This is a genomic window from Dietzia sp. SYD-A1, assembly GCF_015356725.1.
Classification (GTDB): domain Bacteria; phylum Actinomycetota; class Actinomycetes; order Mycobacteriales; family Mycobacteriaceae; genus Dietzia.
Genome location: NZ_JADDKI010000176.1, coordinates 1 through 12559, shown reverse-complemented (window position 1 = coordinate 12559; position 12559 = coordinate 1). Strand labels below are relative to the sequence as shown.

The 12559-nt window shown below is 69.2% G+C and carries 12 protein-coding genes and 2 pseudogenes; 9 read left to right on the top strand and 5 right to left on the bottom strand.

The genetic code is table 11. From position 1 onward, the window contains the following. Positions 1 to 215, top strand: a pseudogene (locus IY392_RS08200) (hypothetical protein); the annotation flags it as partial. Positions 216 to 268: 53 nt separating this feature from the next. Here IY392_RS08200 and IY392_RS08195 read toward each other — a convergent pair. Genes IY392_RS08195 through mptB form a run of 4 tightly spaced genes read right to left on the bottom strand, consistent with a single transcriptional unit; the run spans position 269 to position 4675 of the window. Beyond that, the gene (locus tag IY392_RS08195; protein ID WP_309234042.1) at positions 269 to 1303 is read right to left on the bottom strand and encodes a COX15/CtaA family protein; all 1035 of its coding nucleotides are present in this window, start codon (positions 1301 to 1303) and stop codon (positions 269 to 271) included. Positions 1304 to 1341: 38 nt separating this feature from the next. Beyond that, positions 1342 to 2133 carry an ABC transporter permease gene (locus IY392_RS08190; RefSeq protein WP_107756499.1) on the bottom strand — a complete coding sequence of 264 codons (792 nt, stop codon included), beginning with the start codon at positions 2131 to 2133 and terminating at the stop codon, positions 1342 to 1344. Then, positions 2130 to 3065: an ABC transporter ATP-binding protein gene (locus IY392_RS08185; protein ID WP_107756498.1), complete on the bottom strand. Its 936-nt coding sequence runs from the start codon at positions 3063 to 3065 to the stop codon at positions 2130 to 2132. The genes IY392_RS08190 and IY392_RS08185 overlap by 4 nt, the downstream gene beginning before the upstream one ends. Next, a complete protein-coding gene (gene mptB / locus IY392_RS08180) occupies positions 3062 to 4675 on the bottom strand; it encodes a polyprenol phosphomannose-dependent alpha 1,6 mannosyltransferase MptB (protein ID WP_107756497.1) in 1614 nt (537 codons plus the stop codon). Before mptB ends, IY392_RS08185 begins: the two co-directional genes overlap by 4 nt. A gap of 166 nt (positions 4676 to 4841) precedes the next feature. On the opposite strand from mptB, the gene IY392_RS08175 reads away from it, so the two are divergent. The 8 genes from IY392_RS08175 to IY392_RS08140 all read left to right on the top strand — a co-directional run bounded on the left by IY392_RS08175 (position 4842) and on the right by IY392_RS08140 (position 12055). Beyond that, the gene (locus tag IY392_RS08175) at positions 4842 to 5573 is read left to right on the top strand and encodes a metalloregulator ArsR/SmtB family transcription factor (RefSeq protein WP_231750591.1); all 732 of its coding nucleotides are present in this window, start codon (positions 4842 to 4844) and stop codon (positions 5571 to 5573) included. Further along, complete coding sequence (gene sufB / locus IY392_RS08170) at positions 5570 to 7027, top strand: Fe-S cluster assembly protein SufB (RefSeq protein ID WP_107756495.1); 1458 nt, start codon at positions 5570 to 5572, stop codon at positions 7025 to 7027. Before IY392_RS08175 ends, sufB begins: the two co-directional genes overlap by 4 nt. Before the next feature lie 5 nt (positions 7028 to 7032). Beyond that, positions 7033 to 8241: a Fe-S cluster assembly protein SufD gene (sufD, locus tag IY392_RS08165; RefSeq protein WP_194860938.1), complete on the top strand. Its 1209-nt coding sequence runs from the start codon at positions 7033 to 7035 to the stop codon at positions 8239 to 8241. A 55-nt stretch (positions 8242 to 8296) separates the two neighbouring features. Continuing rightward, entirely contained in the window at positions 8297 to 9067 is a 771-nt protein-coding gene (sufC, locus tag IY392_RS08160; protein WP_107756493.1) for a Fe-S cluster assembly ATPase SufC, read from the top strand. An 18-nt stretch (positions 9068 to 9085) separates the two neighbouring features. Next, positions 9086 to 10345, top strand: coding sequence for a cysteine desulfurase (locus tag IY392_RS08155; protein WP_107756492.1), 1260 nt, complete (start codon positions 9086 to 9088; stop codon positions 10343 to 10345). After that, positions 10342 to 10794 (top strand): Fe-S cluster assembly sulfur transfer protein SufU, encoded by a 453-nt coding sequence (gene sufU, locus IY392_RS08150; RefSeq protein WP_107756491.1) that lies wholly within the window; start codon positions 10342 to 10344, stop codon positions 10792 to 10794. Before IY392_RS08155 ends, sufU begins: the two co-directional genes overlap by 4 nt. Positions 10795 to 10800: 6 nt before the next feature. Continuing rightward, a complete protein-coding gene (locus IY392_RS08145; RefSeq protein ID WP_107756490.1) occupies positions 10801 to 11271 on the top strand; it encodes a metal-sulfur cluster assembly factor in 471 nt (156 codons plus the stop codon). Positions 11272 to 11398: 127 nt separating this feature from the next. Continuing rightward, complete coding sequence (locus IY392_RS08140) at positions 11399 to 12055, top strand: hypothetical protein (RefSeq protein WP_182612937.1); 657 nt, start codon at positions 11399 to 11401, stop codon at positions 12053 to 12055. Here IY392_RS08140 and IY392_RS08135 read toward each other — a convergent pair. Beyond that, positions 12052 to 12559 (bottom strand): annotated as a pseudogene (locus IY392_RS08135) (lycopene cyclase); the annotation flags it as partial. The gene IY392_RS08140 and the pseudogene IY392_RS08135 overlap by 4 nt on opposite strands.

Below are 12559 nucleotides of genomic sequence, written 5' to 3'. Positions count from 1 at the left end.
TCCAGCCCACCGGCCGGACGGGCGTACGCCTGACGTTCGTGGGTGCCGACGGCGTCATGGACGACTACATGGTCGACACCCTGGCCGAGGCCGAGGCCGTGCGGGACGGGGTCCCCGGGCTGACCGGGTCGGACTGGACGCGGGAGCTGGTCTCGCACACCGATGTGCCCGCCGGCCACTGGAAGCGGATGGCCGGTTCCGGATCCCTGCTCTGAGACTCCGGTGGGACGAGAACGGCCCCGCCGCGGCGGGGCCGTTCTCCGTTCGATCATCGGTGCGGGTGCGCGCCGGACTGTCGGTCGGGTGACCCGGTCCGCGGGCTGGCCACCGCGGGCTCCCGGATGACGGCCGAGGCCCAGAGAGCTCCGGTCACTGCAGTGATCGCCCCGGCCAGCGTCACGTGCACCACCACCAACATCTCCGGCACCCCCAACTGATACTGGGTGATCCCCACGACTGCCTGAGCCGCGATCAGGGCGATCAGTATCAGGCAACGCCGGATGGCCGGCCCCTGGGCACGTAGTGCGAGGAGGCCGAACGCCAATCCGATGAGCAGGCAGACGTATCCGACCATGAGTTCCGCGTGGAAGTGGACCAGCCACTGGATCGGCATCTGGAGGCGGTCCGCGGCCCCGATCCGGGCGTCACCGGCGTGGGGGCCGGCCCCGGTGACCATGGTGCCGGTCACCAGCACCCCGGCCAGGAGCACGGCGGAGAGCACGATGAGCCAGGACAGCGGTGGGGGCAGGACGCGGCGGGCGGGGGAGTCGTCGGACTCACCGACCCGGACGAACAGGATCGCCGCGAGCCAGGCCAGGATCATCGACGGCAACAGATGGAGCGCGACGGTCCACCACACCAGGCCCGCCAGGACGGTGATGCCCCCGATCACCGCCTGCGCCACGATCCCCGCGGGCATGGCGAGGGCGAGCCAGATGAGCTCGCTGCGTCGCCCTGCGCGGAGCAGCGCGAGCAGCAGCGCGGCGGCCACCGCGACCAACACGAAGGTGAGCAGCCTGTTGCCGAACTCGATGGCCTGGTGCAGCGCGGGGCCCGCACCGGCGACGGGGACGAAGCTGTCCTGGTTGCACCGCGGCCAGGTCTCGCAGCCCAGACCGGACGCGGTCACCCGCACGGTCACCCCGGTGGTCATGATGCCGATCTGCGCCATGACGTTGGCCAGTGCGAGGCCCTTCTGCAGCCGGACCGACGGGAGCGGCAGACGGCCCAGCGGTCCCCTCGGTCCCGGGGGATCGCTCGTGGCCGGGCTGCCGGATTTCGGGGCGCGCGAAGTCGAGGTCACGCCCCCGATTCTAGGCGTGCGCTCCGGCCGCCCCGCGATCAGGTGAAGGAGAAGTGGCGCACGGCCAGTCCGGCGCAGACCGCGGTCCACCCGGCCAGCACCACGGCCGCCAGGGCGGGGAACCCTCCGTCGATGGACGTGACCAGCGCGCTGGTCAGCGCGTACGACGGGACGACGAGGAGGACCTCGTGGAGCCAGTCGGGCAGAGTTGCCACACCGATGGCCAGGCCGGCCGCGCCTATGAGGACGAACCAGATGAGATTGGCCAGCGCCAACACGATCTCGGCACGAAGAGTGCCCCCGAGCAGCAACCCCATCGAGGAGAAGGCCACCGATCCGAGCGCGATCATCACCGCGCCCACCGCCAGACCCGCGACCCCGGGGCGCCAGCCGAGGCCGGCCGCGATCACACCGAGCAGGACGGCCTGTCCGGCGACCAGGATCATCGTGGCCAGTATCTTGCCCACGATGATGACGGCGGACGGGAGGGGGGTGCCGCCCAGCCGCTTCAGCGCACCGTAGCGACGATCGAATCCCACGGCGATGGCCTGGCCGGTGAACGCGGTACCCATGACGGAGAGGGTCAACACCGCGGTGATCGCGTAGTCGATCCTCGGCTGCGGGATCGAGCCGAACTCGATCGCGGTGAGCGCGAACAGGACCGCGACGGGAATCACGAGGGCGACCAGGAGTTGCTCGCCGTTGCGCAGGAAGAGCGTCAACTCCATGCGGGTCTGCGACGCCGCCATCCGGGGGAGGGTGGCGGGAGCGGACGGCCGGGCGAACGTCCCCGGCGCGAAGCGGTTGGTCCCGGTGGGGGTGTCGGTCATCGCAGGTCCCGTCCGGTCAGGTCGAGGAAGACCTCTTCGAGGCTTCTGGAGCGGGTGGCCAGGGAGGTGAGTTGGACTCCGGAGTCCTCCAGTGCCGCGCACAGGCTGGTCATGAGTGCGGGGGACACCGGGCCGTGGACCTCGAGGATCCCGGCCGCGGCGCCCGCGGTCACCGTGTGGTCCGGTCCGAGGGCGCGGCTCAGCAGCGTCGGCGAGGCCTCGCCGTCGACGACCAGGGTCACGCCCTCTGACGTCCCCGCCCTGGCGAGTTCGGTCGGCGTCCCGGCAGCCACTCGGCGACCGTGGTCGATGATCACCACCTCGTCGGCCAGGGCGGCGGCCTCGTCCATGAGGTGTGTGGTCAGCAGGACGGCCGCACCGTCCCGACGCAGTGCCCGGACCAGGTCCCACACCGCCCGCCGGGACTGGGCGTCGAGTCCGGCGGTGGGCTCGTCGAGGAACACCAGTTCGGGTCGGCCGATCACCGCGATGGCGAGTGAGAGCCGCTGTTGCTGGCCACCGGACAGGCGCCGGTATGGGGTGGTGAGGTGATCGCTGAGTCCCAGCTCCTCGAGCAGCCAGTCCGGGTCGAGGGGGTCCGCGTAGTAGGAGGCGACCAGACGGACCATCTCCCCGACACGCGCGGCGGGGTAGGCCCCGCCGCCCTGGAGCATCATCCCGATCCGGCTGCGGACGCGCTGGCGATCGGAGACGGGGTCGAGGCCCAGCACACGGAGGGTTCCGCCGTCCGGCCGCAGGAACCCTTCGCAGACCTCGACCGTGGTGGTCTTGCCGGCTCCGTTGGGACCGAGGAGCGCCATCACCTCGCCGCGGCCGAGCCGCAGGTCCAGTCCCGCCACGGCGGTGGTCTGTCCGAACCTCTTGACGAGTCCCTCGACGAGTAGCGCGGGGGAGTCGGTGGGTGAGGTCACGGGAGCATTCTAGGTCGCTCCGACGACCGCGAGCGCAGCAGCCCCGGCCAGCGGAACATCGCGATCAGCAGGATCGACACCGCCACCACGGTGGCCACCCATGCCTGGACGGTGACGAACGGCGGCAGGCCCGCACCCGGCGGGAGGGTGAAGCAGGCCAGCACGGCGCTGACCGCCACCACGGGAACACGGAACTCCACCCTCGACGCCCACGCCGCGAGCGGGATCAGGGCCCACAGGACGTACCAGGGCTGCACGACGGGGAAGCACAGGACGATGGCGGCCATCGACACCCCGAGTCCGCCGACCGGATCGATCCGCCCCGCGGAGACGGCGAACAGCATCCTGACGGTGACCACGCCGGCGATCACGAGCGCCGTGGTCTGCACCATCACCAGGATCTGGGCCGTGTGGTCGCCCAGCCCCAGGTACTGCCCGATCCCGCCGACGATCACTCCCAGGGCGGTGGGCGGGGAGAGCCAGCTCCGCAGCGACGTGGCCGCCCCGAGCTTGGTGATCCACCCGAGGCCGGACGAGGTGACCAGCATGGCCAGCCCGGTGGTGGCACCGCTGATCACGACCATCACCAGCGCGGCCCGCACGGTGGCGAGGGAGCCGCCACCCCACCGTCGGGCGAGCGCCATCCCGACGAAGCCCAGGGCGACGACGGTGGGAAGTTTCACCAGTGCCGACCCGGTGACAAGGACGGTCCCGACGATGAAGAGCACGGTGGTCCGTGGCCCGGACTCGAGGGAGTCCACGGCGCGCAGGGCCAGGACGAGCCCGACGGCCAGCAGTCCCATCATGAGGGACTCGGAGTGAATCCCCGACACGAGATGGAACAGGACGAGGGGATTGGCCACCGCCAACCAGAGCGCCGCCACGTCCGACACCCCGCAGTACTCGGCCAGTCGCGGGACCGCCCACCCGAGCATGAGTATCCCGACGATCGCCACCACCCGGTGCAGGATCGTTCCGGCCACCACGTCGTCCCCCGTCAGGGTGTGGATGACCTTCTGCACCCCGAGGAAGAGCGGACCGTACTGATTGGGGGTGTCCCGCCAGATGTCCGGGACGTTGACGGTCAACGCATGAGAGGTTCCCAACGCCGACACGGGGCCCAGTTCGTACGGGTCGTCGAGGGTGTTGCCGATGGCGCCCTGGGCCAGGTAGCTGTAGACGTCCTTGCTGAACATGGGCGGGGCGAGGGCGAGCGGCAGGGCCCACGAGGCGATGATGCGGTCGAGGGTGGCACGGTCGATCCGGCCGCTCAACCGTCCCCGGCGATCCCTGCCCAGGACGTACGGGGCCAGCAGCAGCCAGCAGAGTGTCACCACCACCATCCCGGTCATGACCACCGTCATGGAGGACTGCTGCAACCTGAGCCACAGCCCGATCAGGCGCTCGCCGGCGACGGGATTCTGCAGCACGGGCAGAGCGCCCGCGCCGAGGGCGCCCACCGACATGGCGACGGCGGCGGTGGTGCCGATCCTGCGGATCCGACCGAGGCGGGCCAGTTCCGCCGACGGTGGTGTCCCGGTGGATCGCTCCTCGGTGTGCAGCCGGGCCGTCACCACTCCCGCGCCGCGGACCGGGAATCTGGGTGCCACTGGCCTCAGCCTCTCTCCACGGTGGGTGCCGGAGGACTCCGCCCGGCCGCCGACGCCGGGTTCGCGGGGGTGGGAATATTTCCGTCACGAAGGTGTTGCGTAATATGACGTGGTACGTCCCCGACGGGGCGCACCGAGCATAGCCGGAAGGGAGAGTCAGTTGAGCGTGCAGCACGTCTACGAGAACAGCACGCGACCCGACACCCGCTCGGCCGTCCGTGAACTCCTGCTGGAACGAGGGGCTCTCACCGCAGCCGAGATCGGGCAGGAGCTCGGGCTGACGGCGGCGGGCGTCCGCCGCCATCTGGATCAACTGGTCGAGTCCGGGCAGGTCGAGGCCACCCGAACCCGCCCGGCCGGCACCCGCGGACGCCCCGCCAAGGCTTTCCGGGTCACCGCGATGGGCCGCAGCTCGGCCCAGCACGGGTACGACCATCTCGCCGTGGAGGCCCTGTCCGCGCTACGGCGCGTCGGCGGGGCCACCGCCGTGGCGGACTTCGCCCGCCAGCGCGTCCGGTCGATCGTCGGGCACGTCCGCCCCGCGGACGGTCCGGAGGACGTCGAACGCGCGGCGACCGACGTCGCCGCGGCCCTGACCGAATCCGGGTACGCGGCATCCATCGAGGACGCCGGGGCGGGCCTGCAGATCTGCCAGCACCACTGTCCGGTGTGGAACGTCGCGTCCCGGTTCCCCGAATTGTGCGAGGCCGAGCAGGAGGTGGTGTCCGAGATCGTGGGCACCCATGTCCAGCGCCTCGCCACCATCGCCGGCGGACACTGCGCCTGCACCACGAACATCCCCACGGGGATGGTGACCGCCGGTGACCTGGCGGCCACCATGCCCGCAGCGGCCGACGCAGACGCGTCGGTTCCGACCCCCGAAAGGACTGTGCGATGACCATCACCCCAGATCAGGTGACGGCCGACGTCACCGTGCACGAGCCGACCACCGACGAGGAGCGGATCGCCTCGCTCGGCCAGTACAACTACGGTTGGCACGATTCCGACTCCGCCGGTGCGACCGCACAGCGTGGCCTCTCGGAGGCCGTGGTGCGTGACATCTCCACCAAGAAGAACGAGTCGGAGTGGATGCTCGCCAAGCGGCTCAAGGCGTTGGCGACGTTCTACAAGAAGCCCATGCCCGCCTGGGGTTCGGACCTGTCGGGGATCGACTTCGACAACATCAAGTACTTCGTCCGCTCCACGGAGAAGCAGGCCACCTCGTGGGAGGACCTGCCCGAGGAGATCAAGAACACTTACGACAAGCTCGGTATCCCCGAGGCGGAGAAGCAGCGCCTGGTCGCGGGCGTCGCCGCCCAGTACGAGTCCGAGGTGGTCTACCACCAGATCCGGGAGGACCTGGAGAGCCAGGGTGTCATCTTCATGGACACCGACACGGCGCTCAAGGAGCACCCGGAGTATTTCGAGGAGTACTTCGGCTCGGTGATCCCGGCCGGTGACAACAAGTTCTCCGCGCTCAACACCGCCGTGTGGTCGGGTGGCTCGTTCATCTACGTGCCCAAGGGCGTCCACGTGGACATCCCGCTGCAGGCCTACTTCCGGATCAACACCGAGAACATGGGCCAGTTCGAGCGGACGCTGATCATCGTGGACGAGGACGCCTACGTCCACTACGTCGAGGGGTGCACGGCGCCGATCTACAAGTCGGACTCCCTGCACTCGGCGGTCGTCGAGATCGTGGTCAAGAAGGGCGGTCGCTGCCGCTACACGACCATCCAGAACTGGTCGAACAACGTCTACAACCTCGTCACCAAGCGCGCCCGGGCCGAGGAGGGCGCCACCATGGAGTGGATCGACGGCAACATCGGGTCCAAGGTGACCATGAAGTACCCCGCGGTGTGGCTCACGGGCGAGCACGCCAAGGGCGAGGTCCTCTCGGTGGCGTTCGCCGGCGAGGGACAGCACCAGGACACCGGGTCGAAGATGCTTCACCTGGCCCCCAACACGTCCTCGAACATCGTCTCCAAGTCGGTTGCGCGAGGCGGTGGCCGATCCGCCTACCGCGGGCTCATCCAGATCAACCCCGGCGCGAAGGGCTCCAAGTCCAACGTCGAGTGTGACGCCCTGCTGGTGGACAACATCAGCCGGTCCGACACGTACCCGTACATCGACATCCGTGAGGACGACGTGACGCTCGGGCACGAGGCCACAGTGTCCAAGGTGAGCCAGGACCAGCTCTTCTACCTCATGAGCCGAGGCCTGGCCGAGGACGAGGCCATGGCCATGATCGTGCGCGGATTCGTCGAGCCGATCGCCAAGGAGCTCCCCATGGAGTACGCCCTCGAACTCAACCGCCTGATCGAACTCCAGATGGAAGGATCGGTGGGCTGACCGCCATGACCGACACCACTACTGCCACCACTGGATCCGGCCCCACCCCGGTGACGGACCGCTACGGTATCCCCGTCACCGCCACCAAGGGCGACCAGTTCTCCTCCTTCGACGTGAACGCGTTCGAGGTGCCGAGCCACAAGGACGAGATCTGGCGCTTCACCCCGCTCAAGCGGCTCCGCGGGATCCACGACGGAACCAATGTGACCGCCACCGGGAACCTGCTGGTCTCCGTCGCCGAGCGTGACGGACTGACGATCGAGACCGTCGGGACCGACGACAAGCGGATCGGCGAGGCCGGGGCACCCCGCGACCGCGTCGCCGCGCAGGCCTTCACCTCCGTCGCCGAGGCGACGGTGCTGACAGTGGCCACGGAGACGGTTCTCGACGACCCCGTGTACGTGACCGTCGACGGCCCGGGGGAGGGGGAGCTGGCCTACGGCCACGCCCAGATCCGACTCGAGCCGTTCGCCAACGCGACCTTCGTGGTGGACCAGCGCGGCGGGGGGACGATCGCCGAGAACGTCGAGTTCGTCGTCGGCGACTCGGCGCACCTCGAGGTCGTCCTCATCCAGGACTGGGACGACGACGCGCTGCACCTGGCCAACCACCACCTGCAGGTCGGTCGCGACGCGACCCTGACCTACACGGCGGTGACCTTCGGCGGCGAGCTCGTGAGGATCGCACCGCTGACGACGTTCACGGCCCCCGGGGGCACGGTGAACGTCAACGGTCTGTACTACGCGGACGACGGACAGCACATCGAACACCGTCTGCTGGTGGACCACGCGGTACCCAATTGCACGTCGCGGGTCCTGTACAAGGGCGCCCTGCAGGGTGACGCGTCGTCGAACCTGCCCGACGCCCACACCGTGTGGATCGGCGAGGTCCTCATCCGCGCGGCGGCCGAGGGTACGGACACCTACGAGATGAACCGCAACCTCGTCCTCACCGACGGGGCCCGCGCGGATTCCGTCCCGAACCTCGAAATCGAGACCGGCGAGATCGCCGGCGCCGGTCACGCCAGCGCCGTGGGCCGATTCGACGAGGAGCACCTGTTCTACCTCATGTCCCGGGGGATTCCCGAGGACACCGCACGGCGCCTGGTCGTCCGGGGCTTCTTCGGCGAGGTGATCAACCGCATCGGCGTGCCCGAGGTACGTGATCGGATCGCCGAGGCCGTCGAACTGGAACTGCAGTCATCCGGGATCTGACCCCCGGGCCCGAGAGACCACCCCCGAAGACTTCACGAAGATTGCGAGCACACCAATGACCATTCTCGAGATCAAGGGCCTGACGGCCCGCGTCGCGGCGACCGCCGACTCGGCCGAGACCGTCGACATCCTCAAGGGTGTCGACCTGACCATCGAGTCCGGGCAGACCCACGCCATCATGGGGCCGAACGGCTCCGGCAAATCGACTCTGGCCTACGTCATCGCCGGCCATCCCAAGTACGAGGTCACCGGCGGCACCGTCACCCTCGACGGGGAGGACGTCCTGTCGATGGAGGTCGACGAGCGGGCCCGCGCCGGCCTGTTCCTGGCGATGCAGTACCCGACCGAGATCCCCGGGGTCTCGACCGCCAACTTCCTCCGTACCGCCGCCACCGCCGTGCGCGGCGAGGCGCCCAAGCTGCGGCACTGGGTCAAGGAGGTCAAGGAGGCCATGTCCGACCTCGACTTCGACCCGGCCTTCTCCGAGCGCAGCGTCAACGAGGGCTTCTCCGGTGGCGAGAAGAAGCGCCACGAGATCCTCCAGCTGGATCTGCTCAAGCCCAGGATCGCCGTGCTCGACGAGACCGACTCCGGCCTGGACGTCGACGCCCTGCGCGTGGTGTCCGACGGGGTCAACCGCTACAAGGCCGAGGAGAACGGCGGCATCCTCCTCATCACGCACTACACCCGCATCCTGCGGTACATCACGCCCGACCGCGTGCACGTCTTCGTCGACGGCCGGATCGCCGCCTCCGGGGGCGCGGAACTGGCGGACGAGCTCGAATCAGAGGGGTACGAGAAGTACCTCACACCCGCGAACGCCTGATCGGACAGCTGGGAGACTATGACCTCGACCCTCGACATCACGACCCTCCGCTCGGATTTCCCGATCCTGCAGCGGACGGTTCGTGACGGCAAACCCCTCGTCTATCTGGACTCCGGGGCGACCTCACAGCGCCCGATCCCGGTGCTCGACGCCGAACGGGACTTCCTCCTGAGCTCCAACGCCGCCGTTCATCGCGGTGCACACCAGCTCGCCGAGGAGGCGACGGACGCCTACGAGGACGCCCGGGCCGACATCGCGGGGTTCGTCGGAGCCGATGTCGACGAGCTCGTCTTCACCAAGAACGCCACCGAGGCGCTCAACCTGGTCGCGTTCGCGCTCGGAGACGACCGCTTCGGCCGGTACGCCGTGGGACCGGGTGACGAGGTCGTGATCAGCGAACTCGAACACCACGCCAATCTGGTGCCCTGGCAGGAGCTGTGCCGACGCACCGGTGCCACCCTGAAGTGGTACGGACTCACCGACGACGGACGGATCGACCTCGACTCACTGCAGTTGACCGACGCGGTCAAGGTCGTCGCCGTGACCCATCAGTCCAACGTCACCGGCGCCGTGACCGACGTCGCACGTGTGGTGGAGTCCGCGAGGGCGGTGGGCGCACTGGTGGTATTGGACGCGTGCCAGTCCGTCCCGCACATGGCCGTGGACTTCCACGCACTCGGTGTGGACTTCGCGGCCTTCTCCGGGCACAAGATGCTCGGCCCCACCGGCATCGGCGTCCTCTACGGACGTCGGGAGCTGCTGCGGGCGATGCCGCCGGTGCTCACGGGGGGCTCGATGATCTCCACCGTGACCATGGAGAAGTCCACCTACGCCGACCCGCCGCAGAGGTTCGAGGCCGGGGTGCCGATGGTCTCGCAGGCCGTCGGTCTCGGCGCAGCGGTCCGCTACTTGCGCGACGTGGGCATGGAGGCGGTCGCGCGTCACGAGGAGTCGCTCACCGCGGCCACCCTGGAGGCCCTGGACCAGATCCCGGGCATCCGGATCGTCGGTCCCCGCGACATGGTCGCGCGCGGCGGCGCCGTGTCCTTCGTCGTCGACGGCGTCCACGCCCACGACGTGAGCCAGGTGCTCGACGACGACGGGGTGGCGGTGCGCGTGGGACACCACTGCGCGTGGCCGCTGCACCGCCGATTCGGTGTGCAGTCCACCGTCCGCGCCTCGTTCGCGCTGTACAACACCCTGGACGAGGTCGAGGTGCTCGCGCGGTCGCTGCGCCGGGCACAGGAGTTCTTCGGAGTGGGAGGTGCCCGTTCGTGAAGCTCGAGCAGATGTACCAGGAGGTCATCCTCGACCACTACCGCCACCCCCACCACAGTGGGCTGCGGGAACCCTTCGGCGCCGAGGTCCATCACGTCAATCCGACCTGCGGCGACGAGCTGACACTGCGGCTACGACTCTCCGACGACCTGTCGACGATCGAGGACGTCTCGTACGACGCGCAGGGTTGCTCGATCAGCCAGGCGTCCACCTCGATGATGGCCGACCTCATCGTCGGCCGCACGGTGTCGGAATCACTCAGGGCCTACGACGCCTTCCACGAGATGATCTCCTCCCGCGGGACCAACGAGGGGGACGAGGAGATCCTCGACGACGCCGTCGCCCTGTCCGGGGTGTCCCGATACCCGGCACGCGTCAAGTGCGCGCTGCTCGGGTGGATGGCCTACCGCGATGCACTCGGCCGACAGACCGACCACCACCAGGAGTGAAGTGACATGACCGAGCAGATGACCCCGGCCAACGACCCGTCCGTCGACGACGCCATGTCGGCGGCGGAGAACGAGACCCCCGCGGGCACCGTCTACAACGGTGAGTTCCGTCCCGACCCCAATCGCCCCGAGCAGTCGGAAGAGGACCTGGCGCTGGTCGCCGACCTCGAGGAGGCCATGCGCGACGTGGTCGATCCTGAGCTCGGGATCAACGTGGTGGATCTCGGGCTGGTCTACGACATCTGGGTCCGCCCGGGTGAGACCGAGGGGTCGACCATCGCCCGCGTCGACATGACTCTGACCTCGGCGGCCTGTCCGCTCACCGACGTGATCGAGGATCAGGCACGAAGTGCGGTGGTGGGTTCCGACCTGGCCAACGAACTCGAACTCAACTGGGTGTGGATGCCGCCGTGGGGCCCGCAGATGATCACTGACGACGGCCGAGAGCAGCTCCGCGCCATCGGCTTCACGGTCTGACATCCGACGCCGACATCAGCCCGGGCCCCCGGATTCGGGCGACGCCGGGTACCGCCTCTCCCGGCCCGCCAGGTGGCTCCTGCTGCCCTCACTTCTCCTCGCCCCCCTGTCCGGGTTCCTCTACACGATGGTCCGGACCACGGGGAGCTACGAGCCCGATCAGGGCTGGACCCTGCTGTGGACCGCGTTCGACATCGGGTCCGAGGGGAACGTCGCGGTCTGGTTCGCCTCCACGATGTGGCTGCTCGTCGGCGCGTTGGCCGCGATGGCGGCCCTCACCTCCGACCGGTTCCGCACCTCGTGGTGGGTGTTCGCCGCCGTGGCCGTCATCGCCTCGGCCGACGAGGCGGCGCAGCTCCACGAACGCCTCTTCTATTTCGGTGACCGCCTGGCGCCGACGTTGCCGGGGGATCTCCACTACAGCTGGGTCATCCCCGGGACCGCCATCGCGCTGGTGGTCGCCGCGCTTCTCATCCGCCTGGTCCTCGCCCTCCGAACCCGGGTGACGGTCGGGCTGATCGGCTCGGCGGTGGTGTTCCTCCTCGGCGCGCTGGTCATCGAGTCGATCTCAGGGATCGTGGAACGCGACCAGGGGATGTCCGACCTGTATGTGGCGATCATGTACGTCGAGGAGACCTTCGAACTGATCGGGGTGGCATGGGCCGTGATCGCGCTCGCGTCGATGTTCCGCCTCACCGGTCGCCGCGGATCACTCACCCTCACCTTCGACGGGTTCCCCGACAGGGCGGAGGAGACCGGGCCGGGCCACCCCGTGTCGGGCTAGCGCAATCGCGCGTCGACCGCAGTACGGGGGGACCGCCGGAGTAGCGCGCTGATCATCCCCACCTTCCCACTCGCCGGCATGCCCACCCACATGTCCCACATCGCCAGCGCCAGCTGGTACGAGGGGCTCGCGCCGTCGAGAAACCACTTCTGTCGACGCCCCTCGATCCGGCCGAACGCGTCGAACAACTGCCGGAGCGTCCGATCGTCGGCGCGCAGGAGTACACGGAGCCCGATCCCGTGCAGTGTGGTGCTGGCCGGGGACCGGGGCGCGGGAATCGGGAACCCGGTACGGACGGCGTGGACAGCGGCCGGCACGGCGGCCAGCATCGAGGCCACCGAGTACCCTGTCGCGGCGTGTCCGTGTCCACCGGCGGTGCCGAAGGCATCGATGCGGGGATCGCCCGCCCAGCCACCGCGGGGAAGGAGCGGGATGCGCACCCGCTCCACGTCGAGTGGCGCGTCGATGGCCGACCGCGACACCCCGCGCCGCACGAGCCGCGAG

What these genes read in the sequence shown, in the direction of transcription:
- IY392_RS08140 (WP_182612937.1), top strand. Translation starts at nt 11,399, where the DNA reads ATGGTCCGGACCACGGGGAGCTACGAGCCCGATCAGGGCTGGACCCTG.
- IY392_RS08190 (WP_107756499.1), bottom strand. Translation starts at nt 2,133, where the DNA reads ATGACCGACACCCCCACCGGGACCAACCGCTTCGCGCCGGGGACGTTC.
- sufB (WP_107756495.1), top strand. Translation starts at nt 5,570, where the DNA reads ATGACCATCACCCCAGATCAGGTGACGGCCGACGTCACCGTGCACGAG.
- sufD (WP_194860938.1), top strand. Translation starts at nt 7,033, where the DNA reads ATGACCGACACCACTACTGCCACCACTGGATCCGGCCCCACCCCGGTG.
- IY392_RS08145 (WP_107756490.1), top strand. Translation starts at nt 10,801, where the DNA reads ATGACCGAGCAGATGACCCCGGCCAACGACCCGTCCGTCGACGACGCC.
- IY392_RS08155 (WP_107756492.1), top strand. Translation starts at nt 9,086, where the DNA reads ATGACCTCGACCCTCGACATCACGACCCTCCGCTCGGATTTCCCGATC.
- sufC (WP_107756493.1), top strand. Translation starts at nt 8,297, where the DNA reads ATGACCATTCTCGAGATCAAGGGCCTGACGGCCCGCGTCGCGGCGACC.